The 24,678-nt window shown below is 40.4% G+C and carries 25 protein-coding genes and 1 tRNA gene; 20 read left to right on the forward strand and 6 right to left on the reverse strand.

The window, feature by feature from the left end:
• Positions 1–858 (reverse strand): SGNH/GDSL hydrolase family protein, encoded by an 858-nt coding sequence (locus GD630_RS14345; RefSeq protein ID WP_143866313.1) that lies wholly within the window; start codon positions 856–858, stop codon positions 1–3.
• A gap of 386 nt (positions 859–1,244) precedes the next feature.
• On the opposite strand from GD630_RS14345, the gene GD630_RS14350 reads away from it, so the two are divergent.
• Positions 1,245–2,042, forward strand: coding sequence for a class I SAM-dependent methyltransferase (locus GD630_RS14350; RefSeq protein ID WP_143866315.1), 798 nt, complete (start codon positions 1,245–1,247; stop codon positions 2,040–2,042).
• An 8-nt stretch (positions 2,043–2,050) separates the two neighbouring features.
• Complete coding sequence (locus GD630_RS14355; protein ID WP_182505625.1) at positions 2,051–2,197, forward strand: hypothetical protein; 147 nt, start codon at positions 2,051–2,053, stop codon at positions 2,195–2,197.
• 20 nt (positions 2,198–2,217) lie between these two features.
• Here GD630_RS14355 and GD630_RS14360 read toward each other — a convergent pair whose 3' ends face one another.
• Positions 2,218–2,916, reverse strand: a complete 699-nt coding sequence (locus tag GD630_RS14360) for an SIR2 family NAD-dependent protein deacylase (protein ID WP_143866344.1) — start codon at positions 2,914–2,916, stop codon at positions 2,218–2,220.
• Between the two features lie 469 nt (positions 2,917–3,385).
• Here GD630_RS14360 and GD630_RS14365 point away from each other — a divergent pair, with 469 nt between their 5' ends.
• The 17 genes from GD630_RS14365 (at position 3,386) to GD630_RS14445 (ending at position 19,183) form a co-directional block, all read left to right on the forward strand.
• Positions 3,386–3,970 (forward strand): FKBP-type peptidyl-prolyl cis-trans isomerase, encoded by a 585-nt coding sequence (locus tag GD630_RS14365; protein WP_055279380.1) that lies wholly within the window; start codon positions 3,386–3,388, stop codon positions 3,968–3,970.
• Positions 3,971–3,990: 20 nt separating this feature from the next.
• Complete coding sequence (locus GD630_RS14370; protein ID WP_143866317.1) at positions 3,991–4,869, forward strand: FKBP-type peptidyl-prolyl cis-trans isomerase; 879 nt, start codon at positions 3,991–3,993, stop codon at positions 4,867–4,869.
• A 160-nt stretch (positions 4,870–5,029) separates the two neighbouring features.
• On the forward strand, positions 5,030–5,494 hold the full coding sequence (locus GD630_RS14375) for an Lrp/AsnC family transcriptional regulator (protein WP_143866319.1): 465 nt from the start codon (positions 5,030–5,032) through the stop codon (positions 5,492–5,494).
• A gap of 6 nt (positions 5,495–5,500) precedes the next feature.
• A complete protein-coding gene (locus tag GD630_RS14380) occupies positions 5,501–5,812 on the forward strand; it encodes a DUF4491 family protein (RefSeq protein WP_007762258.1) in 312 nt (103 codons plus the stop codon).
• Between the two features lie 91 nt (positions 5,813–5,903).
• A tRNA-Ile gene (locus GD630_RS14385) sits at positions 5,904–5,977 on the forward strand.
• A 622-nt stretch (positions 5,978–6,599) separates the two neighbouring features.
• A complete protein-coding gene (locus tag GD630_RS14390) occupies positions 6,600–8,087 on the forward strand; it encodes a tyrosine-type recombinase/integrase (protein ID WP_022470526.1) in 1,488 nt (495 codons plus the stop codon).
• Between the two features lie 20 nt (positions 8,088–8,107).
• Complete coding sequence (locus GD630_RS14395) at positions 8,108–9,361, forward strand: DUF6043 family protein (RefSeq protein ID WP_022470527.1); 1,254 nt, start codon at positions 8,108–8,110, stop codon at positions 9,359–9,361.
• Positions 9,362–9,560: 199 nt separating this feature from the next.
• Entirely contained in the window at positions 9,561–9,878 is a 318-nt protein-coding gene (locus GD630_RS14400; RefSeq protein WP_022470528.1) for a DUF3853 family protein, read from the forward strand.
• A 4-nt stretch (positions 9,879–9,882) separates the two neighbouring features.
• Positions 9,883–11,268, forward strand: coding sequence for a virulence-associated E family protein (locus GD630_RS14405; protein WP_055169705.1), 1,386 nt, complete (start codon positions 9,883–9,885; stop codon positions 11,266–11,268).
• A 136-nt stretch (positions 11,269–11,404) separates the two neighbouring features.
• Complete coding sequence (locus tag GD630_RS14410) at positions 11,405–11,752, forward strand: hypothetical protein (RefSeq protein ID WP_022470529.1); 348 nt, start codon at positions 11,405–11,407, stop codon at positions 11,750–11,752.
• Positions 11,753–11,798: 46 nt separating this feature from the next.
• A complete protein-coding gene (locus tag GD630_RS21590) occupies positions 11,799–12,617 on the forward strand; it encodes a hypothetical protein (RefSeq protein WP_011108564.1) in 819 nt (272 codons plus the stop codon).
• A 178-nt stretch (positions 12,618–12,795) separates the two neighbouring features.
• The gene (locus GD630_RS14420) at positions 12,796–13,203 is read left to right on the forward strand and encodes a plasmid mobilization protein (protein ID WP_011108565.1); all 408 of its coding nucleotides are present in this window, start codon (positions 12,796–12,798) and stop codon (positions 13,201–13,203) included.
• A gap of 15 nt (positions 13,204–13,218) precedes the next feature.
• Positions 13,219–14,430, forward strand: coding sequence for a relaxase/mobilization nuclease domain-containing protein (locus tag GD630_RS14425; RefSeq protein WP_011108566.1), 1,212 nt, complete (start codon positions 13,219–13,221; stop codon positions 14,428–14,430).
• 24 nt (positions 14,431–14,454) lie between these two features.
• Positions 14,455–15,000 (forward strand): hypothetical protein, encoded by a 546-nt coding sequence (locus GD630_RS14430; RefSeq protein WP_011108567.1) that lies wholly within the window; start codon positions 14,455–14,457, stop codon positions 14,998–15,000.
• Positions 15,001–15,365: 365 nt separating this feature from the next.
• Complete coding sequence (locus tag GD630_RS14435) at positions 15,366–15,863, forward strand: hypothetical protein (protein WP_011108568.1); 498 nt, start codon at positions 15,366–15,368, stop codon at positions 15,861–15,863.
• A 32-nt stretch (positions 15,864–15,895) separates the two neighbouring features.
• Positions 15,896–16,555 (forward strand): hypothetical protein, encoded by a 660-nt coding sequence (locus GD630_RS14440; RefSeq protein ID WP_011108569.1) that lies wholly within the window; start codon positions 15,896–15,898, stop codon positions 16,553–16,555.
• 15 nt (positions 16,556–16,570) lie between these two features.
• Positions 16,571–19,183, forward strand: coding sequence for a UvrD-helicase domain-containing protein (locus tag GD630_RS14445; RefSeq protein WP_011108570.1), 2,613 nt, complete (start codon positions 16,571–16,573; stop codon positions 19,181–19,183).
• A gap of 173 nt (positions 19,184–19,356) precedes the next feature.
• Here GD630_RS14445 and GD630_RS14450 read toward each other — a convergent pair whose 3' ends face one another.
• The 4 genes from GD630_RS14450 to GD630_RS14465 all read right to left on the reverse strand — a co-directional run bounded on the left by GD630_RS14450 (position 19,357) and on the right by GD630_RS14465 (position 22,109).
• Complete coding sequence (locus GD630_RS14450) at positions 19,357–19,986, reverse strand: GIY-YIG nuclease family protein (RefSeq protein WP_011108571.1); 630 nt, start codon at positions 19,984–19,986, stop codon at positions 19,357–19,359.
• Between the two features lie 116 nt (positions 19,987–20,102).
• Positions 20,103–21,686, reverse strand: coding sequence for an RNA-binding domain-containing protein (locus GD630_RS14455; RefSeq protein ID WP_011108572.1), 1,584 nt, complete (start codon positions 21,684–21,686; stop codon positions 20,103–20,105).
• Complete coding sequence (locus GD630_RS14460) at positions 21,637–21,876, reverse strand: helix-turn-helix domain-containing protein (RefSeq protein WP_055169699.1); 240 nt, start codon at positions 21,874–21,876, stop codon at positions 21,637–21,639. Before GD630_RS14460 ends, GD630_RS14455 begins: the two co-directional genes overlap by 50 nt.
• Positions 21,877–21,905: 29 nt before the next feature.
• Entirely contained in the window at positions 21,906–22,109 is a 204-nt protein-coding gene (locus GD630_RS14465; protein ID WP_011108573.1) for a helix-turn-helix domain-containing protein, read from the reverse strand.
• 104 nt (positions 22,110–22,213) lie between these two features.
• On the opposite strand from GD630_RS14465, the gene GD630_RS14470 reads away from it, so the two are divergent.
• A complete protein-coding gene (locus tag GD630_RS14470) occupies positions 22,214–24,493 on the forward strand; it encodes a toll/interleukin-1 receptor domain-containing protein (protein WP_011108574.1) in 2,280 nt (759 codons plus the stop codon).
• Positions 24,494–24,678 lie beyond the last annotated feature (185 nt).

Here is a 24,678-nt window from a genome sequence, read left to right on the forward strand (position 1 = left end):
CTAAAGCATAACAGGCAACGCAAGCAACTGATACATCAGCGTTCGTGCCATGCGTATCTGTCCTTTCGTGCTGGGATGCAAACGGTCATATCCCGCATCGTAGAAATAAATCAGTTGTTCTTCCACCATCGGATTCAATCCGGTCACCGCATTAAGATCAATCACGGGGACTCCCCACACATTGCCGGCCTCTTTAACAGCCTGCACGTAGGCATCCACATATTCGCCACAACTGTTCTGGTAGTTTTCATCCGGTTGCACATTCGTTTCTCCAAAATTGGCCAGTGAACGGTGCAACGGGGTCAACAACACAATCTGCTTGTCCGGGAAGAGTTGTTTCAGTCTATTGATTCCTATGTTGATACGTCCCTTATACGTGCTTCCATCCATTATAGGAGTACGTTTCTTACGGGTTTCCAGCTTTTGGGTTTGTCCACGGGCTGCCATCACTTGTTCTTCTGTTTCCATAAACCATTCTCCAATAGGTACACCGCCATTAAAATCATTCGTACCCATCAAAATCACGATAGCATCTACTTCTCCGCCGTGTTCTTTCTTCAGTTGCTCGGCTTGCCGGGGCACATCATTCCATTGCCTGCCACTGATACCATATACATAAGGAGTGATTCCCAGCCATTCCTGCAGAAAATCCCAGTATTTCTTTATCTTGTCACCATAACAGTTGGGATCTGTAATAGAGTCTCCCAAATATCCCACTCTTTTTCCTTGCCACGGGTGCCGTATGCATCCATTATTCGTTTCAACAGAGTTTGCCACTTTAGAAGATTGATTCTGTCCGCACAGAAAAGAGGAACAGAAAAACAGGAGGATACATGTGAGTAATAATTTGCTTTTCATCGGTATCATACATTAAATGAGAGATTTGTATTTAATATTCGACAAAAATAACTCAAAAAATGTAGTTTCAATCAATTTGGGCGATCAATCTCATCCATACAACCGGATATATAAACATATTCCTATTTGACTATTCTTGCTAAAATGCAAGTTTACAGTCTTTTTTCAACCAAGTTATCATTGAGTTTTACAGCTAAAACCCTATCTTTGCCACAAACTAAAAGAAAAATTGGATGTTTAACTCATTTTCATTCCATAAGGATTCCGTTCTGTAAATAATCTGTAAACCTTCCCCTCATTACAGATTATCCCTTATGTTTTCTGACATACTCTTGTCAGAGTTACTTTCTATATCTAAATTTTTAAACTACCAAAACATTAAAACAATGAGTAACGATTTTAAATCAATCCACGAATTCGATTTTACACTGATATGTAATTACTTCAAGGCATTAAAACGTCAAGGTCCCGGAAGTCCTGAAGTCACACAAAAAGCCGTAAGCTTCATCAACGAACTGTCCGACAAGGCACGAATAGCCGACATTGGCTGTGGCACAGGCGGTCAGACAATGGCATTAGCCAACTATACGAAAGGACAAATTACAGGTATCGACCTTTTCCCCGACTTTATCGAGCTATTCAACAAAAATGCAATAGAAGCCCATTGTGAAGACAGAGTAAAGGGTATCGTCGGCTCCATGGACGCTCTGCCGTTTCAAGAGGAAGAACTCGATCTGATCTGGTCCGAAGGCGCTATCTATAACATAGGATTCGAACGCGGTATGAACGAATGGAACAAATTCCTGAAAAAGAACGGATTTATCGCTGTAACGGAAGCCTCCTGGTTCACCCCTGAACGTCCCTCCGAAATAGAAGACTTCTGGATGGCCAATTACCCGGAAATCGATACGATCCCAAGAAAGATAATGCAAATGGAAAAAGCAGGATATATCCCGACAGCCCATTTCATTTTACCGGAAAATTGCTGGACCGAGCATTTCTATGCTCCCCAGCTCCCGGTTCAGGAAGCTTTCTTAAAGGAATATGCAGGAAATGAAGCAGCCGCAGACCTCATCACCGGACAACGGTATGAAGAGAGCCTATATAATAAGTATAAAGAATACTACGGCTACGTATTCTATATAGGACAAAAATCTAATGGGCGAAACGCCTACGGATTATAGGAGAGCTTTTGGCAAAGTTCCCTAAAATAGACAAATGGAATATGGACTTTGAGGATTGGGAGAAAATATTAAGAATCGAGTGCAGGGACATCTCTGCACTCGAAATATCGGAAGTACTCCGGAACAATCATATTTTTGCCACCGAACTGGAATAAAACCGGGAAGAGAAAACCTCTCAAACTCCCAACAGCTGTTTCAATTCAGCCACTCCTTCAGAAGCTCCCTTCTGAATTACATGTATCGAACGGGAAGTATGCGTATCTACCGGTTTCGGATCAATCAGATACACCTCTGCTCCTCTCGGTACATAATGAAGCAACCCCGCTGCAGGATATACATTAAGCGACGTACCGATAATAACGAAAATATCCGCTTTCTCCACATATTGGATGGCTGTTTCAATTTCCGGCACAGCTTCTCCAAACCATACGATAAAAGGTCGCAATTGAGTGCCGTCGCCTGCCTTGTCCCCCATCTTCACTTCATATTCTTCCGGTTTCAGCTCTTTTATGTAATGGGGATTATGAGGATCTCTACTGGAACACACTTTCGTCAGTTCGCCATGCAGATGAATGATATGGCTGCTCCCGGCACGTTCATGCAAGTTATCGATATTCTGTGTCACCACCGTTACATGGAAGTTTTTCTCCAGTTCCGCCAACAATTCATGTCCACGGTTCGGCCTTACCTCCAACAGCTGTTTCCGACGCTCATTATAGAAATTAATAACCAAAGCCGGGTCACGCTGATAACCTTCAGGAGTAGCCACCTGCTCTACAGGATATTTATCCCACAAACCGCCCGCATCCCGAAATGTACTAATTCCACTCTCGGCGCTCATACCCGCACCCGTCAAAACTACCAGATTCTTCATTACTATTCCTCCTTCTTTTTTAATAGCCACACAAATGTAATCAGAATCATCGAATAAACGAAAACTTTCTTACACTTAATATAATCCGGTTTATACTGAACTTTAAGATGAAAGATATAGATAGTTAACATCAAACATACTAATATTTAATCGTCTGACTATAGTTAAACTTTCGTCTGACTATAGTAACTCTTTCGTCTGACTATAGTTAGACGAAAAACAAACTACAGTCAGACGATTAATTATCTGCATAAACCAACCTAGATAATAAGAATAAACCGATTAAATCCTACGAACAAAAAAACTAATTCTTTTGTAAAAAGCGGTTAACTTTCACAGATATAAGAATTTTTAAATACCAAATATTAAATCATTCAAATAAAACACGTACTTTTGTGATTCATAAATTTGCAATTGATTGAAGGCTAAAACTATGAAATACGCTTCAATCGCCAACAAAAAACATTATATGGATAAATTCAGTTACTCTATTGGTCTCGGAATCGGCCAAAACTTATCAAGTATGGGAATCGCCAACCTTTCGGTAGACGACTTCGCACAAGCTATCAAAGATGTATTGGAAGGCAACCAGACGGCTATCAGCCATCAGGAAGCCCGCGAAATAGTAAACAAGTATTTCGAAGAACTGGAAGCTAAAATGGGTGCCGCCGCTATCGAACAGGGGAAAGCATTCCTTGAGGAAAACAAAAAAAGAGCAGGCGTAGTAACTCTGCCCAGCGGATTGCAATACGAAATAATAAAAGAAGGTACAGGCAAAAAGCCTCAGGCTACCGATCAGGTAAAATGCCATTACGAAGGTACTTTGATTGACGGAACACTGTTCGACAGTTCTGTTCAGCGTGGTGAGCCCGCAGTATTTGGCGTGAACCAGGTAATCCCGGGATGGGTTGAAGCACTGCAACTGATGCCGGAAGGTTCTAAATGGAAACTGTATATTCCGTCTGAACTGGGTTATGGCGCAAGAGGTGCCGGAGAAATGATTCCTCCTCACAGCACACTCGTATTTGAAGTAGAATTACTCGAAGTATTATAAATAAAAAATTTCAAAGCAAAATGAAAAAAGTTAGTATTTTTATGGCAATCGCCGCTGCTGCAAGCCTTGCTTCTTGCACAGCTCAGTCTCCTAAAGCAAATCTGTCAACAGAACTCGACTCCCTGTCTTATTCTATCGGTATGGCTCAGACTCAAGGTTTGAAAGGCTACCTGACAGGCCGTCTGGATGTTGATACCGCTTACATGGCAGATTTCATCAAAGGTTTGAACGAAGGTGCAAACAAAACCAGCAAGAAAGATATCGCTTACATGGCAGGTTTGCAAATCGGTCAACAGATCAGCAACCAAATGATGAAAGGTATCAACCAGGAGTTATTTGTCGGCGACTCTACTAAAACAATCAGCAAAGCTAACTTCATGGCAGGTTTCATCGCAGGTACTTTGGAAAAAGGCGGCATGATGACTATGGAAGAAGCTCAGACTTATACCCGTACAGCTATGGAAACAATCAAAGCAAAAGCTTTGGCTGAAAAATACGCTGACTACAAAGCTGAAAACGAAAAGTTCCTTGCCGACAACAAGACTAAAGAAGGTGTGAAAACAACTCCGAGCGGTCTGCAATACAAAGTGATCACTGAAGGTAAAGGTGAAATCCCTGCTGACACTTGCAAAGTGAAAGTTAACTACAAAGGTACTTTAATTGACGGAACAGAATTTGACAGTTCTTACAAACGTAAAGAACCGGCTACTTTCCGTGCTAACCAAGTAATCAAAGGTTGGACAGAAGCATTGACTATGATGCCTGTCGGTTCTAAATGGGAACTTTACATCCCTCAGGAACTGGCATACGGTGCTAGAGAATCAGGCGGCCAGATCAAACCGTTCTCTACTTTGATTTTCGAAGTTGAGCTGGTGGGCATTGAAAAAGATAAGAAATAAGAAAGTTTCTTTCTAAATAGAAAAAGGAAAGAGGTGCAAAGCGTTTGTACCTCTTTTTTTTGCTTTTGCCTATTTTTTCTCTCAAAAAAGAAGAATAATTAAAATAAATCTCTATATTTGCTTACTATTTGATAACAACTGGAAATTATAATTTATTATTATGGAAAGAATAGACAATCTCGACAGGCAGATACTAGAAATTATTTCCCAGAATGCCCGTATCCCTTTCAAAGACGTAGCAGCCGAATGTGGAGTGTCACGTGCAGCCATCCATCAGCGTGTGCAAAGACTGATTGACTTAGGTGTCATTGTAGGCTCGGGCTACCACGTTAATCCCAAATCTTTGGGCTACAGAACATGTACATACGTCGGTATCAAATTGGAAAAAGGCTCTATGTACAAAGCTGTTGTGGCAGAACTTCAGAAGATTCCCGAAATTGTGGAATGTCATTTCACTACAGGACCATACACTATGCTGACCAAATTGTACGCATGCGACAACGAACATCTGATGGATTTGCTGAATAACAAAATGCAAGAGATACCGGGTGTAGTAGCCACCGAGACATTGATTTCTCTGGAACAGAGCATCAAGAAAGAAATCCCCATTCGCGTAGAAAAATAACAGGCGATGGAGTTTCTGAATGAATATCACCTTGCAGGGCTATTTATCGGAATTTGTACCTTTTTGATTATCGGCCTTTTTCACCCTGTTGTGGTAAAGGCCGAATATTACTGGGGCACTAAATGTTGGTGGATATTTCTGATACTCGGCATAGGCGGTGTCATAGCGTCATTGAGCGTTGACAATGTAATTCTGTCCTCCCTGCTAGGCGTATTCGCTTTCTCTTCCTTTTGGACCATTAAAGAGGTCTTTGAACAGGAAGAACGGGTACGGAAAGGCTGGTTTCCCAAGAATCCGAAACGCAAATATAAGTTTTGAAGGCAAAGAATAGCAGATTTTTATCAAAAGAATTTGCATAATTCGACAGAAAGCACTACTTTTGTGACCGCATCCAGTAAATGGATACACCGGACTTGTAGCTCAGTTGGTTAGAGCAACAGACTCATAATCTGGAGGTCCCTGGTTCAAGCCCAGGCTGGTCCACAAAGGAAATCAAGCAGTTACGAATTTCGTAGCTGCTTTTTTCTTGCTCTTGCGTAAACAATGCGTAAACAAACTGTTTGAGTTGATTATGTTTACGCATAGAATTTCTATGAAACTCCATACAATCCTAATTTCTCTATATACGGGGTAATAGCATAAGATTGCGTTGTTTTCCACTCATTTGCCTGTTAAATAAGCTCAAATATATTCCATTTGCATATTTGCAAGAAAAAATGTTGTAATTTTGTAGATGCAACACATTTATGGTAAGCCATGACTTCAATGGTGCTCTTTCTTGAAAAAGAAAAGTGAGTTTGCCTAACCTTCGTGGGAGGGTCATCCCATTCCGATGAATCGAAGCGTAAAGGGAGTGTTAGTCGGAGGGCACTCTATGACAAACGAAACGCGGGAGTTGCTTCAGGGGTTGAGACCGATTAGCATAAGCCCGGTTACCAGTCAGCGACAGAAGACAACGAGATTGCACCGCTGCATATAACGACAATGTTTTTATCCGTTTAAGGATAGGGACTCTGTAGTTATATGCAGCGTTTTGTATATGTATGCCTCACGTTGCAAAGCGTCTGTATTCAGAGGTTATGTTGAACATAAACTAATGAATGCAATGGAAAAATTAACGAAATCCATGCCCCTTTTCAAAGAACGTAATTGTTCTGTCTCTATCGTGTTGGATTCACGTACTCGCAGGAAAAATGCGTATGAGTTCCCATTATCCCTTCGCTTCACGATTGACCGCAAGTTCTTTTATCTTACAGTCGGAAGTTCTTTTAGCGAGAAAAAGTTCTCAGACATCTGCAATGCAACCAAATGCAAGAGTGAGAACTACAAACTTCAAAAAGAGTGGAAAGATACCTTTGTCCCTAAATACAAGAAAGTTTTGAGTAATCTGAACAAGGGTGGCATCCTGACATTTGAGATGGTGCGCCAATGTATTATAGGTGAGGATGTGGTACTATCTGAAGAGGAAACAACCAAGTCACAATCGTTTATCAGTATATGGGAGCAAGTTATCAATGGTTTCAAAACAGATGATGGTGGAGCACGTTTTACCACGGCCGAAAGTTACGAGTGTGCGCTCAAATCATTCAGGAAGATACTTGGAGCAAATACAATTAAGGGCTTTTGTATCAGTGCAGCAGAAATCCAGAAATGGAAAGATGGGATGCACAATGGGGTTAAAGACGAGAATGGTGCAGTCGTTGGAAAAATCAGCGACACCACAGTAGGCATTTATCTACGTTGTTGCCGTGCCGTATGGAATCGGTGTGTACACGAAGGATTCCTCAAAGATATTCCTTATCCTTTTTCCAACAAGAAAGAGAAAGGTCTTGTAAGCATACCCAAAAGTGCGAAGCGCAAACAGAACTTCTTGAATGTCGCTCAAATGACAGAACTCTATAACCTTTTTGTTTCAAAGGAATATCCAGAACACTGGACGGAAGAATATACGCAACGTGCCCACTACTCATTGGGACTATTCCTTGCCCAATACCTTTGCAACGGCTTCAATATGGCTGACGCAGGGCGATTGACATACGACAACTACTATTACAAGACAGATGGCAAGGCTTTCCGCTTCAACCGAAAGAAAACCTCCCGTAGGAGTGCTGACGGTTCGGAAGTAATTGTTCCTATCATCCCTCCCTTACAATATGTATTAGACGAGATAGCGGCACCACCCACCCGGGATGGTTTTGTGTTTCCCGATATATTAAAAGGTGCGGAAACGGAAGAGCTGCGCCGTAAGTACACCGTGCAGGAGAATTCAAATGTGAAAGACCGTGTCATCAAGATTTGCCACGAGGCACTGCATTGGGACAAGTCCATCTGCCCGTCCGGTACATGGTGCCGTCACTCGTTTGCCACCAACCTGCATAATGCCGGAGTAGATATGGACTATATCTCTGAAAGCATGGGGCATGCTTCATCAGACCATGCAATCACTCAAATATACATTGAGCATTACCCTCTCGATATACAGATGCAGAACAACTCAAAGCTGCTAAACTTGGGAGAAACTTCAGAAAGGGATGCCTTGTTGGCTAAGCTGGCAAATATGTCCACAGAAGAATTGGCTAAACTATTCGCATAACCTTTTATAGAGTTTAGAGTATGTTTGATTTCATAGAACGGATAAAAGATTTCAATTTGAGGAAGGAGCATACGGATATGCTTATTCGCGCATGGAAGACTGAGAACAAAAAAGTTTATTCGGATTTTGTAAGACGGATAGAAGCAGTCAAAAAAGGTGATATGAGCATTATTACCGAAATGATGGATGTCGCTAAGAACTGTGTTCCAGAAGAAGTACGGGTATTCCATAACTGGTTAGGAGATGTCTTGAATGGGAAAGTGAAGATGGCAGATATTACCCAAAGCATTCAGGGGTTATCCATTGAGCATATCCACATGATAGCAAAATGCCTTGTCTATAAAGAACAGTGGATGGCCATAGATATGAAGACCGGAGAGGTAAAAGTGACCTCCAAGAAAGTAAACGGCTACCTGATGGTTCGTTCGGGAACACCGATAGAGATATGGAATCGTATGTCTGTAGATAAAAGAGTCTATATCGTCAGCCAGACTGAGGCATTGATGAAGAACAGCAAAGGATGCTGGATGTTCAGCAACCTTGAAAGAAAGATGATATATCAGGCCATAACTTTCTTTGCAAGACTTATATTCCTTACATATGCATCGGCAACAGGACATTTCCTCGCTAACCTCTACGACCTTGTCATTGAGCGTAAAGACAATCTTCCTTATTGCATGTATTATTATGTTGTCTTTGACCACGGACTGACAAAGATGGCGATGCTGCTAAATCAGTTTCTACTATCAGAGAACATTGATCAGGGAAGTATGCTAATGGTGAAAGATTGTATCAATGCCCTAGTTCTGCACAGTCTTGATATGGGAACTGAAACAAAAGCATCATGGGAAAAGACTGCTGATGAATGTGGAGCTGACATCTGGAAAGAGGTTGCGTTTCTTCTTCGTAGTATGAAAGGCAGACGAGGAAATAAGAAACAGGTAATGACCATTGATGACTTGATTGTCGGGAACAAAGCCGAGGTAAAACAGTGCATTATGGAATTTCTGGAAACAAACACTGAAGACATCTGCCTTGCCTATCTGCTCGTTGTTCTTGTTAAAACCGAACATATTAAATCCTCAGTGAAGTATATGACTTTTCACCGCGCCATCGAACAACTTACCCAACGACACTACGGATATGATGTTCCCCAAAAGCGATATGGAGAGATGAAGGAGTTTAATTTCAAGTGTTCTATGCAGAGTGCCAGTTATAAGAAAGCCAAGAAAATCATAGATAGGTGGACAATCTGTTTTGAGGAGTGTAAATAACACATTCCTCTTATTTTTCTATCCAAATCTTTATTCTTCCCTCTTTTTCAGTTAATACATATAGAATATTGGTCGGTAAGTTTAAGGTATAAATAAACCGACCAATACACAGAGTTTCATCCTCTACCTTTGCTTGTGAAATCGGTTTCACAGAGTTGAACCGAGACTTAAAATGTTTAATTACCAAACAAGTAAAGGTATGGAAGAAAAATTCAATTTTACCCAATTACTTCAAAAGCCCATCGCTATGATGACGGGCGAAGAACTTTGTTTTCTTATCGGCAAGAGTGTGGAGAGTATAGAAAAACCCACATCGCAGGCAACCTCCAAAGGCAACTATTATGGCATTGAGGGCATTGCCCGTGTGTTCGGTTGCAGTGTACCCACAGCCAACCGTATTAAAAAAAGTGGTGTTATAGACAAAGCCATCACGCAGATAGGACGTAAGATAGTGGTGGATGCAGACCTCGCACTGTCTTTGGCAAAGGAAGCTGGTAGCATTCACATCAAGGAGTGAGCGTATGGATGAAAATTGGAAACAACAACTGGCAACAGACAGTTATGGAAATCCGGTTCGTTCCATCAGTAATCTCCGACTCATTTTTACCTTAGATGAGAACCTCAGTCAGATAAGGTACGATACTTTTTGTCAGGATGATGTGTGTTTCAATCCTTTGTTCCGCAATGTCAATGGCAATAAGATTGATGAGGAGTCGGTGGGAAAGATACAGGACTATCTGGAAAGAACGTACAGACTACGCTTGACACAGAACAAAGTATTTGAAATACTAAAAACGACCTCATCGGAACGGAGTTTCAATCCTGTGCAGGAATTCATAACTCAAGAGACATGGGACGGACAGCCCCGTATAGCCACGGCTATCATTGATTATCTGGGGGCGGAGGACATGCCTCTCGTCAGGGAACAGACTAAACTCTGGTTTGTGGCAGCGGTTGCGCGTGTGTTTAGTCCCGGTTGTAAGTTTGATAATGTACTGACTTTGCCGGGACCACAAGGTATCGGAAAAAGTACATTCTTCAAGACTATCAGCGGAAAGTGGTTCAACGATTCTTTCTCTTTCGCCAGTGGCGATAAGGAAAAAGTAGAAACTATTACCAATGGTTGGATTATTGAAATCAGTGAGTTAAATGGTTTGAAACGGGCGAATGATGTAGAAGCGGCCAAGGCTTTCTTGAGTCGTTGTAGCGACTATATGCGTCCTGCATACGGACATAAGGTAGTGGAGTTTATGCGCCACAATGTCTTTGCGGCCACTACCAATGAGACAAACTTTTTGCAAGGGGACAATGGGAACCGTCGATGGTGGATTATCCCAGTCAAAGGCAACGGTCATGTATCAGATTGGTTGGATTGTTTGCAGCATTCCGTTCCTCAACTTTGGGCAGAGGCATACACCTATTATAGACAAGGAATGAAACTCTACTTGTCCCCAGACATGGAAATCGAGGCCAACGAAATACAAATGCAGCATTCCAATATCCTTGTTGACCCAATCATGGAGGATATTGAAATGTATCTGGAGCGTGAAGTTCCCGTGCAGTATGCAAGTTGGATGATTCCGACACGACTGGCTTATCAGAAAGGAGCATACTCAGAACCCAATTCCACAATGACCTCACTCAATATGGTTTGTGCCCGACAGATTATAGAGGAGTTACCCAATGACTTGGTAAGACGCAATACGTCCAAATACACCTCACAATATATCAACCGCTTGATGTCCATGATTCCTAATTGGAAACGGAGCAAACAGGAGAAGGTCAAGGGTTTGCATCCTGCTTATTGTGACAAGACGGGGAGGTCAAAGCATCCTTGGGTGAGGGTGGGTACACCGAGCGAAGAAGTCTGCGCCACATTACCAAGTGAACCGGAATTACCATTCTAATTTTCAAAATAAGGGAAAAGAAAAACATAATGTCCCTTTGTCCCTATTTCCTTTGAAAAAAGAATAGAAACATAAAGCAGTGAAAAGAAAAAGTTACAAAATATGCTTGGGACATGGGACAAAAAGAGTTGAAAATATGAGAACTGAAGAACTGATAGAACGCATCAGCAAACATGAGCCTTTATTGGCAAAAGCAGTCAGCCACATGGTTGCGTATGTTCAAGACCGTTATCCCTCCACGTTTCCGAGCAAGGAGCAGACTATGGCGGTAAACGAATACCTGCATAGTGTTCATGCGGACGGTGACGGCAGTATGTCGGAAGCTAATTGCGAGCATCGCAGGATTGCCTCACAGCGAATCACTATCGCTGCCATCCGTATACTTGACACCGAACAACAGGACAGGCTTCAGGACATACTTGACCATATTGCATACGACAAGGAGTATTATATGCCGGAGAGAGGGCAAGGTATGCGCTACTGACTTTTCTTTTGGCTGTACCAGTTTTAGATTATCCATAAACAGACGAATGATGAATAAAGATTTGAGCTATTGTATCGTATTATCATCGGAACAGCTTTCCTATTTGGCAGGAAGCAAGTACGGCATTGACCGAATGAAGATTTTGAACCGGCTTATCGAAGCGACCGTGTTGGAACAAACGGAGTATTCCAAGAAAGGCTTTGCCATGACATTGCAAGTCGGACAGGCTGCCTTGTCAGAAGTGGAATTGTCCTGCAAATTGGGCTATGACAAGAAGACCATCTCACGTGTGATAGACAAGATGAATCAGCTTGGCATTGTCGCATCCGTTCAAAGTAACCGCACGAGTATTCACACGCAGAAATGCGTATCGGCTTGGATGCTGGACGGCAAGCGTATCGACAACCCTTTTTATGTCCGAATGAAAAACCGCAAGGACGGCAACGAAAAAACGGCTAATCGTCCATACAACAACAGTATTCTTCCAATGAAACAACAGCATATTTTGGAGAGCAACGCAGAAGCAAATTGCCCTACCCAAACGCAAACAGACAACACAGCCGTATCGGATGAAACTTACTCCCCTGATTTATCGACTTCACCAACATCAAGCGAAACTCCTGTTACAGCTTACGATGACAAAAATAGAAATGGTTACGATGAATTGAAAGCCGAAACAAATAACCATGAGCTTCTCCACACCCCTACAACCACATCAGGCTATGAGATTGCAGGCAATGGAAGCGACAACGATGCTGCACAGGTAAATTCCACTTCGGCATATCCGACTACGACATTGGCTTCTCCACAGCCTTTGGCAGAGGAAGAACCAACTAATGACCAAGGGAATGACTGGCAATTATAAATCTTTCAGATACAGTAAAATGTACTATGTTATAGTATGTAGTGTTACAAGAAGTGCCTATGTCGCACAGGCTCGCTTCGCTTGCCAGTACCACATAAGCGTATTCCGGCAGTCGCAAGCTCCCACCGTGCTGTACTTTTTTAGATAAGATGTTTCACCTGTTATAATACAGAAAAGAATGAAGAATAAAGATAATGTCAAACAGATTGACGGGAACAAGGAAGAGGAAAAGGATAAAAAAGACACAAGACGAATCCTGCGCCTTGAAGCCAGAGTTACGGAAGACGAATATGCCAAAGCTGCGGAACTCGCCCAATCCTGTGGTTTGACCATGAGTGACTATGTGCGCAGGACGGCTTTAGGGCATCGTCCGCACCTGCGGCTAACTGAGCGTGAAGTGGAAGCCCTGTGTAGCCTTTCGGATGCGAGGGGCGACCTTATCCGTGTCGTTGCTGCCGTGAAGTCCATCCAAGCGGACAAACGAGCCATCTATTTCAGCGATACCCGATTTGTGGAGCAATGGATGAAAGCTGCCACAAAGCTCATCAACCGTTGGAATCAAATTGAAGCCTACCTTAACGAATAAATTTCCCCACCTGTTATGATTGCAAAAGCAGCTACCATTTCGCATGGCTCAAATGCCATCAGATACTCCGTCAATAAAGATCGGGCAGATATAGTCAAGACCAATCTTCTGCCCGATGACATATCGCCCGAAGCGATGTTCAAACGAATGATGCTTGTGCAGAAGATGTTTACCAACGAGAGGAAGAGAGGCAGACCGTTTACCGACAATGTGATAAGAATTGAAATTTCCCCATCCGCAGAAGAGAGCAAGGGTTGGACGATGGATGACTGGGCACGTTTGGCAGACGAGTTCATCCAAGCGTTTGATTCCATAGACCTGTCTAAAAAGACCAAACGCGCTTCTTCAAAGCAGACCAACCTCAAAGGTTCGCAATACGTTGTTGCCCTACATCGAGATGCCAAGAGTGGCATTCTCCATCTGCACATTGATGCCAACCGTGTAGATATGGAGGGCAAGATAAATGACGGACACCTGTCCGGCATGAGGGCTGTAATGGCTGCGAATATCATCAACGAGCGTTACGGCTGGGTGCAGTCCGAAGAAATAGGCATACGGCACAGGCAGGAGGTTTCAGACTGTTGCATGGAGATACTGCGCAAGATGGATGAGTTCAGTTGGGAACGCTACGAAGCGGAACTGGTGAGGCATGGCTATGGGGTACACATACAGAAAAATGAGGACGGCACGGTTTACGGCTATTCCATCAAGCGAGGGAACTCAAGTTATAGGTCATCCAAGTTGGGTATCGGTCGCAACCTTGTCCCCTCAAAGATTATGAAGACATGGCAGAAATTGCATCCGCAGGAGGGTAAAATCAACCAACCGCAAGCGGAAGACAAGCAAACAAGGACAGCCACACCGACTGCCATTTCCAAGCCACAGACTACACCGCAACCTGTAATGAAGCACTATTCCATTGGCACGGATGACAACAGGACATTTGCCGTTTCCCTATCGGAAGCCGCAGACTGCATCATCCGTCAGGAGTGTTCTTTGGAGGAAGCACATCCATTGGCTAAGCTGGAAGAGATACAGCACACGGCTCTTCTGTTGTTTGCCGGATATTTGGATGCAGCCACGAGCATGGCGGCTTCAAGCGGTGGCGGTGGTTCTGATACAGGTGGCTGGGGACGGGACAAAGACGAGGACGAACTTGAATGGGCACGCCGTTGTGCGAGAATGGCGAACCGAATGTGCAAGCGCAGGAAAGGGCTTCACAGATAATTTTTCAACCCAATATCAAAGGACATGAGCATAGGAAAACCAAAGAATGAACCCATAGACCTGAACGGTCTGATGAACGAGATAGAGAACGACCATCGGATAACCGTGGAATCGGATGCCGTTGATAAGCGCATTGAGGAATTGCGAGTTGCTCAAAGGGACTTACGGCAAGCGACCGAAGCATTGGAAAAGGCTACAATGACTTTGAATGAAGCCATTGCAGCCCTTAAATCCGCTACTGATAGTTCCGCCAATATCGTGACCGGGATTAACAACGCCATTGTCAATGCGCAAGAAAATACAAAGTTCAAAGTTAGTATTGCACAGGAAGATGTGGAACTGTTGATGAAAAACTCACAAGCTGTTTTAACCACGGACGAGATTGTGATGAAACGCCATTTTGAGAAGCAAGCTCAGGCAATGGAAGCCCACGAGCGAAGAATTTCATCCATTCTCAGCCGAAACCAAGGCTTTTGGGTTTCCGATTTTTGGGCGAAAGTGTTTTGCTGGGTTATTTTAGTGTGTTTTCTGCTTATATTTATTTCTTATTACTTGAAAACTCGTCTGTAAAGCATAATATTAATAGACCTGTATCAATAATAGCAAACAATACATATCACGAGATAAGTTTAATCCTGTATAAACCATCGAATATCAAATACTTTTCGTACCTTTGCAATTGGATTGGAGGAAACTCTATCCAAGACATATTAGAAAAAGAAGAAGCGTTATGCTTATCTTGTACTTGAAAACGTAGGAAATTTTCAAATTGGATACAAGGATAGCATAGTGGTTCTCACGCTATAGCGTGGGCTGCTATTGTTACATCCGTATCCAAGGTTTCCTACGACCTTCAAGTAAGAGTGTGGCATACAGTTCCACGCTTTTATGTAGGTTAAATTCCTCTATGGGACTGGAGATTAAATGTGTAGTGTATGAACATAATTAAAAATTGGTTGTTAGCCATTTGCGCCATTCTATTGATGAATGGATGTGCACCACTTCGAATGCCTGTAATCGTCAGGAATGCCCCTGTTGAAATGTATAAATACGCATACATTTCTCCGACAAAGGAATTAACATCAAGTACAGGAGGTACATATGGAGGACAATATGGCATCTATGGTTCTTCAACCACCAAAAGTGTTAATCCGAGTGATGTAATAGCCGGAATACTAATAAAAGAGGGATATGTTATATTACCCGAACTTAAACCAGAATTAGCTAATGAAACTTTAATCGTTAATTATGGTGAGAGTGGTAGGCGTAATAGAGGCTTAGGATATACCATAGAAGTAACCATACAATTTAATTCTGCAAAAACCAATGAAATGATATGCTCTTGTACGGCAGAAGGACAAGGTGAAACAGAAGCCGATGATATTCGTCAAGCCATTAGAAGAGCATTATCAACTTTATTCCCAAAGAAATAAAACCAATTAATAATCAAATAATACAACAATTTATGAAAAAACTTATTGTATCATGTGCATTAATGGTTATTACATTGGTATCGTATGCCCAAACCTATAAAATGTATTCTACGAGAAATTACCATAACCAACTCCGTTTAAATACGATGACAGGTGAAGTACAACAAATTCAAGATGATGGTCAATCTTGGGAAATTTGCAGTGCGAGAGAAGCTTCAGGGGATAAAGTAGGAAGATTTTGCCTTTATGAGACACAGAATATGTGGACTTTTATAATGCTTGACACATATACAGGTAAAAATTGGCAAGTCCAATTTAGTGTAAAAGGCGAAGATTATATGTTTGCTGCACCGATAAACATTTTCTCTCTTGCATATCCTGAAACAACTTCAAATTGGAGTAATAGGTTTCAGATGTTCAGAACTCAAAATATGTGGACTTTTATACTATTAGATTCGTATAATGGGCGATTATGGCAAGTCCAATATAGTACACAAGATTTGGATAATCTATTTTGCATACCAATAAATAAATATGAGTTAGTTTCTGATAACGAAAAATGTATATTCTCCATTCAACCATTGACAAGTATGTATCAATACTATCTCATAAATGATAATACAGGAGATATGTGGAAATTCCAATGGAGTACCAAAGGGGATGATTATAGGTGGATTGAGAAATTTAAATAGCTATTATTCTCGGATATGCAGTTAGTTTTATTCATAGCTTTGATTTGTTTTGTTGCTCTTTTTATAATAGTAGCAATACGAATGCACCTCAAAAACAAATCCAAAGAATTAACAGAAAAATTGCTTCAAATATCCGCTTATAGTGAGAAGTCCAGCTACGAGCAAGCCCAAGAGAGGCTGTCTAAACTTAACGATGCTGTATTTATTGATATTCCGGCAGACTTAAACAATGTTTTTTATGGTAAGATAATATCGGCAGCGCAAGAAAAGGATTTCACAAATCATTATATATCATATTTTCAAGAAGCATATTCACTTGTTAAGAAACTTGAAACTTTCAATATCACGCCATCTGTAACAATCTCAAACCTAATTCGTGACTTTGGTAATATCAAGAGGCTTGTCAAACAACATAATGATACGGTAATAAATTCCTTACTTGATACACACAAGGATTTTTTCGACCATTGTTTGAAATATCCATTGGATAAACAGCAAAGACGTTCAATTGTTTCAGAGGAAGATAATTGTTTAGTGGTTAGTAGTGCAGGTAGTGGAAAGACCTCTTCTATTGTTGGAAAAGTCAAGTATCTAACAGAAATCAAAGACATTGCCCCTCATAGAATCTTACTGATTAGTTACACGAACAAAGCAGCAGCCGAACTAACGGAGAGAATGGCTACCAACGGTTTGAAAGGCTATACATTTCATAAATTAGCCATTGATATTATCGAAAAAGAAACTGGTGTTAAGCCTTCTATATGCGATAATACTGATGCCTTATTTATAGATATTTATCACACTCTATTAGGGAATGAGGATTTTAAGAAAAGTGTAGTAGAATACTTCATCGACTACCAAACCAATGAAGCAGATTGGGAACAACGCAAGAATGAAAGGCGAGAAAAATTGTCAGAGCAAAAGAATGTACAGCTAAAAGCGATGTTTCCCGATATGGACGGTAGAACCATATATGTGAGAAGTGAACAGGAACAAAAGATATGTTTTGTTTTATCATCTCTTGGAGTGCAATTCAGATATGAAGAGCCATACGAACATCAATTGGCAGATGAAATGCACTCTCAATATCGCCCTGATTTTTCTATATACTTCGAGCAAAAGGGAGTACCCAAACGAATCTATTTGGAACATTTCGGAGTTGATGAACACGGTCTTGTCCCAGCTTGGTTTGCAAAAGACAAGAATATAACATACGAAGAAGCCAATCAAAAATATAATGATGGTATAACTTGGAAGAAAACTGCTCATGAGAAATTTGGCACTCAGCTTTTAGTGACATCAAGCGCAGATTTCCATTATTCTGACATAAAAGATAAACTCAAAAAAATATTAACAGATGTGGGCGTACCAATTCAAGAGAAAACAGACGAAGAATTATATGATTTGGTTTTGCCCAAAGGTAGTAAGCAAGAAAAAGCGTTTATACGGCTTGTAGTTACTTTCGTAACATTGGTAAAATCAAGTTGTAAATCAGTTAAAGAAGTTCTGAAGCAAGCAAAGAATGCAGGTGATGAACGAAGTGTTTTTATCATCAAAAACATATTTCAACCTGTATATGAACGTTATAAAAGTGCATTAAGCGATAGTAACCAAATCGATTTTACTGATGCGATTCTTCAAGCCACAGAGATATGTCGTACTACACATCTTGTTGAGTATGATTACATCATTGTGGATGAGTTTCAAGACATATCGGTTGACCGTTACAACTTCTTAAAAGTATTGAGAGAGGGAAATCCGCCTGCAAAGTTGTATTGTGTAGGTGATGATTGGCAGTCCATATATCGTTTTTCGGGAAGTGATATGGCTCTTTTTAATCAATTTCCAGAATATTTTGGTACAACAGAGATAAATAAGATAGAAACCACATATAGATTTGGAGAGCCTTTGGTCTCTTTATCATCTCGTTTTATTCAACGTAATAACGCACAAATAAAAAAAGATATACATTCATTCAGTTCTGATATGAAAACAGAATTGGAGTTTTGTTCTTACGACAGACGTGATTACTGCAAAACAATAGGAGAACTTATAGATTCTATTCCATTGGATAAATCTATATTTTTATTGGGACGCTATTCTTTTGATGATTATTACTTGTCATTTATGTATCAAGGGATAAAAGAAGGTAATAGATTTTACTATGTAATAGGAGGAAGAAAAATTGAGTTCTTGACAGTACATAAATCAAAAGGTCTTGAAGCAGATTATGTGATACTTTTACAATGTAATAAAGATACCTATGGCTTTCCATCACTTGTAAGCGATGACCCTGTGCTTAATTATGTCCTGACTAAAAGTGATCAGTTCCCATATGGTGAAGAAAGGAGGTTGTTTTATGTTGCAATAACGAGAGCAAAGTTGAAAACACTTGTGCTATACGACAAGCGTTTCCCATCTGTATTTGTAGATGAGTTTTTGCATCCTGAAAAGGTATCAGAAGAAAGCTATGTAAAACACCCCAATGCTAATAAAAGATGGACAAGGCGTGCAGACCAGTTTTTATTAGAACTGCATAATGAAGGTAAGAGCGTAAAATACATCGCTGCCAAAATGGGCAGAAGTCAAACTTCAATCGTAATGCGATTGAACAAACTTACCCAATAGTCGCACTAATGCTATATTTTTTCACAACGATGATGTCTGTATGTTGCCACGTTGCCATAATACATTAGAATCTTTTGAATATTTCGTTTATCTTTTTTGTTTCGTTTTTCTCCTGCTCTTGGCATATCCTTGCCACACTCATGAGTAAACTTAGAGGCAGCCTATATATGCCTTCACTCTTCAAATGGATACGTTTCGTCGTAGATTTCACTTAGAGAACGGTCGTTGAAAAACCAGTGCGGTGTGGGCTGTATATGCTTGACCTTATATCCTTTTAGCTTAGCAGAAAGCGCACTAATAGAAGTTTCTTCTCCTTCATAACACACTTTACGCTCTGAAAGAACGGTAACAGAAATTGATGGGTCATCTTTCCATATGAGAATATCGCCTTTCTGCAACCCCATCTCATAGAAGTTGAGTGGTGGACGTTTGGCTTGTGCTTTTGTGCTGGCAGCTTTATCCTCATCGGTGAGGTCATTCTGTATCTCATCCGTCACTTCTTCCGTCACATCTTCATGATGAAAAAGCTCGAGGATGGCTTGTGCCTGCTCCACGTTGATACGGAAGAACTCACGGTTCTGGTTGATGCGCTGAGGGTCAAAGGCTTTATGAAGGGCTTTTTCAATTTTGAGACAATCACTTTTTTTGACCTTGCACGCAAATTTACACTCAAACGGAATGGGAACTCCTGTGGTATATAGTTCCTTCATCCGTTTATCAATGCCTTCCTGTGTGGTCATGCCTATTTTTACAAGTCCTGGCATCACAGGGTTTGTCAGAAGATAAACTATTCCGTATTCCATATCGTTGTTTTTTTAGAGACTATTGTACAGTTTGTCTTTGTTTATAATGAAATCAAGAACTCTTTCAAATTCGCGCATCAGTATGTTGCCGTTCTTGTTAGTGAATATATGTGAGTTCATTTTTTACTTCTCCTATATTTTTGATTACTGGCATTGGGATGCTCTGGATTGGTCATTTCGAGATAGCCAGCCTCGATTAGTGACATGATGTATGTCTGAATATTCTTACTATGGTATGTCACACCTACCCTTTCAAGAATTTCTTTGCTGCTACGTGGCACACTGCAGAAGTTTACTATATCCCTCTGCTTATTTGTTATTTTAGGACGTATAGTGTCAGAGTCTGCATTGAAAGTGTCAGAGTCGGTATCTAAGTCGGTGTCAGAGTATCTAAGTTTGGTGTCAGAGTCCGCATTAAAAGTGTCAGAGTCGGTATCTAAGTCGGTGTCAGAGTCTGCATTGGGTTGATTACTTATCTGCCTATTTATAGTAATCACGAACTCATTAGTCCTGTCATTATTGGTGAACGAGACATTCACGTCCTCCGACAAGGCACGAAGCATACCACTACCTGCTCCTGTGTAGGGAAGCAGGTGGATGGCATTTGTGAATAGGAACATATTGCGTGGCATGGATGTGCCTATAACAATATCATCTACGGTAAGTCCATTAGGGAGAATTCCGGGGCTGTGTATCTCCACCCTGTCATCAAAAATGAATATGCGGATTGGGGCTGTCGCATTCAGCGATCGATGCACTAAAGCATTTACGGTGAACTCAACAAGGCTGGTGTAAGGAATCTCCAACACGCCTTGCGAGTTAAACTCATTCCCAACCTGTATATGACGCAAGTTCCGGGTGAAGAAATCCATAATAGTCTCAAACTGATGAAGCAGATTACCCTCAATATCGGCATCGTTCACCTTGTCGCGAAATTGAGTACCGCCAAGATTGTTGCCTACAAAGCAAATACATTTTGCAGTCATCATTGGAAGCCAACGTTGGGTGTACTTGCCAAACAATAACATCGCGGCCACTGTGATTTTACCATCGGGACGAATAAAACGCAGGTTACGTAACAGTTTCTCTCCATTGTGCCCACTGGCAATAGCAGAACAGACGGTATCTAAAGAGGCTTCGCGAAATGCGTCGCCCACCAAGCCTTTTCTTGCTAACACCTTATCAAACTTGTTACTAAGGAAGGTTTTGATGGTACCCTCGTCTAAATCTTTGATGGTAGCATCTCTTACTCCTGCTTCATCTGGCGAAAAGCTGCCACAGTCAGTCATCATCTCGGCAAGCTCGGCATTGTCGAACACTTTGCGCTTGTCAGCACCGTTCTTCACCCACACAATTCCCCGATTGTCATGGTAGGGCTTATTCAATCCTTCCTTAATATGAGCCACAACAAGGCTTCCGCCATCCACAGAAATTGTTTCCACATCAACAAGGATGGCAGGAACAACATTCTCAGATGCGATATTGCTAAGTGTATTGGTGGTTTCCTGTACTTCCAAATAGGACAAAGGATTGATGTTTCCGGTTTTATCTACCGCACCAACAACCAACGTGCCACCACGTGCATTACTGAAAGCCACCAGTTCGCAACCGATGTCATAGTTGTCAAGGAGCCGTTCTTTGAACTGCACCTTACTGACCTCGCCAAGTTTTATCTGTTGGATAATATCTATTTCCTTCATTGTTCAAATGTTTTTGGTTGAGCAGTCTACCTGCATCAATATTCAAAGCCTCTGCTATACGTAGGAGGTTTCTTGCGTCTGGCTGCATAGTGTTCGTCACCCATTTGGAGACAGTAGCCCTGTCTTTTCCTAATTGTTCTGCCAGCCACTTACTACTTTTTTGTTCTTCGACAAGTACAGGAAAAGCCACACAGTTTTGCTTCTGAAAACTGCTTCATCTCACCTATCCTTTTTGTCGGTTATCAAATACTTAAGGTCTACTTGTAATATCTCAGCGATCAGTTGCAAAGTATCTAAATTAGGCTGAATCCGATTACAAGCATAGGCATTGACCATACTAAAACTTTTATCAAGTCTCTTTGCCAGCCATGTTTGAGAAATACCTTTTTCGGATAAAACAGCCTTAATTCTATTCAACTTCATTCTTTAATGTAATTTTATTGCGCAAATATAGTGAATTATATTCAACAAACCAGTTTGTTTTATTATATTTGCAGCATTAATAATGATTTTAATACACCAGTAATATGCAATCAACCGTAGCATTCATATCTCATAGAAGTACTCATAAGGATTTTGTTAGAAAAATAGTTGACACAGTAAAACGAGACAATTGCATTGTTGACGAGTTCGATTTTTATCCAGCGACAAAAACGGTAAATGAAATAGTTAGAAATCTAAACTTTGCGCCGATTTTTGTATTACTAATTTCTAAAGATGCCCTTGAGTCTGATTGGATTAAATTAGAAATGTCAAAAGCTCGACAACTTTATGACACAGGTGTTATTAGAGAGTTTATGCCTTTTATAATTGAAGAAGGAGTAAAGTTAGAAGAGTTACCTTCATGGATGACCCGTGACTGGAGTTTAAATATAAAAACAATAACATCCCCCAAAATTATAGGTCAGTTTATTATTGAAACACAACGAAAAATTCGTTGTGTCGGGAATAATGCATATGGCAATTGGATAAATACGTTTATTGGCCGTAGTAATGAATTAGATGAGTTTCAAAGAGCGATGTACGACAGTGTGTATATGCCTCATCGTTCTTTAATTGTCTCGGGAAAACCGGGAAGTGGGCGTACTAGATTTATCCAAAAATGTATTCAGGACAGTAGCGGACTATCATTTATCCCTGAAGGATTTCAGATAAAACTACCTCAAAAAACATATTTAGACAACTTTATACTTCAATTGCACGAAGGCTTGGGCTTTAGTAAAGCATCATATGAGGATATTCTTAAATTAGATCATGAACATCAAATTACTAAATGTGTATCTTATATTAATCAGATAATCAACGCTCATTCATTCTTACTAATTGAAGATGAGATGAGTTTTGTATCATATGACGGAACTATTTCTGAATGGGGTAAAGAAATTATATCCCATCCTGCCATGATAGACTCGTTAAAGATATTTATAAGTAGTAGGGTTAAGCCTAGATATTCTGAGTTGAGAGCATATCCCCAGATAATTCATATAAATCTTTCTGGGTTTACAAAAGATGAACGCAAACGTCTTTTTGTAAATTGCTGTCGTTATTATAATGTTCAACTAAATGATAGTGATGTCGATTTTTTTGTGGATCGTCTTCAGTCCTCTCCCCAACAACTAGAACAGGCAGTTCGAGAAATTAAAGATAAGAACGTAAGATTTGCTAAGAAAGACATTAAAAACCTGATTGCAATAGGAGATGAAGTCTTTTCCAGAGTTATTAGTTGGTTTAAAGGAGATGAGACTGCTCTTACTTTAGCAAAAGTGCTTGCTGAAGTTGATATGATCAGTTTCGATTTACTCGAACAATTATATGAGGAAGATTATCCTAAAATAGAACAGCTCGTAAATAATTTTGAATCTTTGTCTATTTTAGATTTTTACGGTCCTGGAGGCAATAATATTAGTTTGGACGGTGGCGTTTCAGATTATATACGTAGAAGTAAATTAGATTTAGATCCTATAATGAAAACCCGTATTGAAGAAATAATCTTCAATAAAATAGATACGGCAGAAGATGATCTAGGAGAATTATCAATATTTTTACATGACTTGCGGAAGCAGTTGCTGTCTGGCAAAGGTTTTGCGTATGTCATGCCGTCTATCGTTATAAGTACAGTCATTGATCTTTATAATCAGGGTAGCTATGATTCAGTAAAAGATATTTGTTTGCATGCTTTGGAACATTGTTCAAGTTATACAGAGGAACCTCTGCAAGAATTGTACTATAGGTTGTGCCAAGTTTTAGCTCGTATGAAAGATAGAATTTTCTTTACATACATTGACAAAATTAAAGATAAAGGTAGTAAAGATTTTCTGTATGGATTTTACTATCGCTATAAAGAGGACTATTCCAAGGCCGAGGAGTATCTCCTTAAGGCTTTAGATTTTAATTCTAATATGCAAATTGCAAGACGAGAGTTAGTGAATGTTTATCTGAATCAAGAAAAATATACTAAAGCCCTTCCTTTGGCAAAAGAGAATTATAATCGTAAATCGACCAATTCTTATCATATAGAAGCATATTTTCGTTGTTTATTAAATCATTATCCTTGGAATACAGAAACTGAAGATACACTTAATCGCCTCCTTAAGGAGATGGAAGAGAATTTTAGTAAACGTAAGGATGAACTTTTAGCATCAATGCAATTAGAATACTTTATTAAATCTAGAAACCACACTAAGGAAGAAATAAAAGAAAAGATACAAGAAACGTTAATTGTTTATCCTAACTCGCCCCAAGTTTATAGAATTAAAGAAGAATTCGAAAGAGACAAAAGTAGATTTTGTAAAAGTTGTAATTGCTAAGTCTATGATTTAAAGACAGGAAGCTAAAGATGACATTTTAGTATAGGTTTGTCGCAAAAAAACTGTTTTGCGACAAAATATAGCCTATACAAACAGATATAAACGAGAATAATTACAACAGTTCTTTTCAAACCTGCGTAAACAATGCGTAAACAAACGGTTTCAGTTAGGGGGATTTAGTGAGT

The sequence above is a fragment of the Bacteroides zhangwenhongii genome (genome assembly GCF_009193325.2).
Lineage (GTDB): Bacteria > Bacteroidota > Bacteroidia > Bacteroidales > Bacteroidaceae > Bacteroides > Bacteroides zhangwenhongii.

Bases quoted from the DNA above. Each gene is read 5' to 3' on its own strand.
- GD630_RS14345 (WP_143866313.1), bottom strand. From the start codon at position 858: ATGAAAAGCAAATTATTACTCACATGTATCCTCCTGTTTTTCTGTTCC.
- GD630_RS14350 (WP_143866315.1), top strand. From the start codon at position 1,245: ATGAGTAACGATTTTAAATCAATCCACGAATTCGATTTTACACTGATA.
- GD630_RS14360 (WP_143866344.1), bottom strand. From the start codon at position 2,916: ATGAAGAATCTGGTAGTTTTGACGGGTGCGGGTATGAGCGCCGAGAGT.
- GD630_RS14365 (WP_055279380.1), top strand. From the start codon at position 3,386: ATGGATAAATTCAGTTACTCTATTGGTCTCGGAATCGGCCAAAACTTA.
- GD630_RS14370 (WP_143866317.1), top strand. From the start codon at position 3,991: ATGAAAAAAGTTAGTATTTTTATGGCAATCGCCGCTGCTGCAAGCCTT.
- GD630_RS14375 (WP_143866319.1), top strand. From the start codon at position 5,030: ATGGAAAGAATAGACAATCTCGACAGGCAGATACTAGAAATTATTTCC.
- GD630_RS14380 (WP_007762258.1), top strand. From the start codon at position 5,501: ATGGAGTTTCTGAATGAATATCACCTTGCAGGGCTATTTATCGGAATT.
- GD630_RS14390 (WP_022470526.1), top strand. From the start codon at position 6,600: ATGGAAAAATTAACGAAATCCATGCCCCTTTTCAAAGAACGTAATTGT.
- GD630_RS14395 (WP_022470527.1), top strand. From the start codon at position 8,108: ATGTTTGATTTCATAGAACGGATAAAAGATTTCAATTTGAGGAAGGAG.
- GD630_RS14400 (WP_022470528.1), top strand. From the start codon at position 9,561: ATGGAAGAAAAATTCAATTTTACCCAATTACTTCAAAAGCCCATCGCT.
- GD630_RS14405 (WP_055169705.1), top strand. From the start codon at position 9,883: ATGGATGAAAATTGGAAACAACAACTGGCAACAGACAGTTATGGAAAT.
- GD630_RS14410 (WP_022470529.1), top strand. From the start codon at position 11,405: ATGAGAACTGAAGAACTGATAGAACGCATCAGCAAACATGAGCCTTTA.
- GD630_RS21590 (WP_011108564.1), top strand. From the start codon at position 11,799: ATGATGAATAAAGATTTGAGCTATTGTATCGTATTATCATCGGAACAG.
- GD630_RS14420 (WP_011108565.1), top strand. From the start codon at position 12,796: ATGAAGAATAAAGATAATGTCAAACAGATTGACGGGAACAAGGAAGAG.
- GD630_RS14425 (WP_011108566.1), top strand. From the start codon at position 13,219: ATGATTGCAAAAGCAGCTACCATTTCGCATGGCTCAAATGCCATCAGA.
- GD630_RS14430 (WP_011108567.1), top strand. From the start codon at position 14,455: ATGAGCATAGGAAAACCAAAGAATGAACCCATAGACCTGAACGGTCTG.
- GD630_RS14435 (WP_011108568.1), top strand. From the start codon at position 15,366: ATGAACATAATTAAAAATTGGTTGTTAGCCATTTGCGCCATTCTATTG.
- GD630_RS14440 (WP_011108569.1), top strand. From the start codon at position 15,896: ATGAAAAAACTTATTGTATCATGTGCATTAATGGTTATTACATTGGTA.
- GD630_RS14445 (WP_011108570.1), top strand. From the start codon at position 16,571: ATGCAGTTAGTTTTATTCATAGCTTTGATTTGTTTTGTTGCTCTTTTT.
- GD630_RS14450 (WP_011108571.1), bottom strand. From the start codon at position 19,986: ATGGAATACGGAATAGTTTATCTTCTGACAAACCCTGTGATGCCAGGA.
- GD630_RS14455 (WP_011108572.1), bottom strand. From the start codon at position 21,686: ATGAAGGAAATAGATATTATCCAACAGATAAAACTTGGCGAGGTCAGT.
- GD630_RS14465 (WP_011108573.1), bottom strand. From the start codon at position 22,109: ATGAAGTTGAATAGAATTAAGGCTGTTTTATCCGAAAAAGGTATTTCT.
- GD630_RS14470 (WP_011108574.1), top strand. From the start codon at position 22,214: ATGCAATCAACCGTAGCATTCATATCTCATAGAAGTACTCATAAGGAT.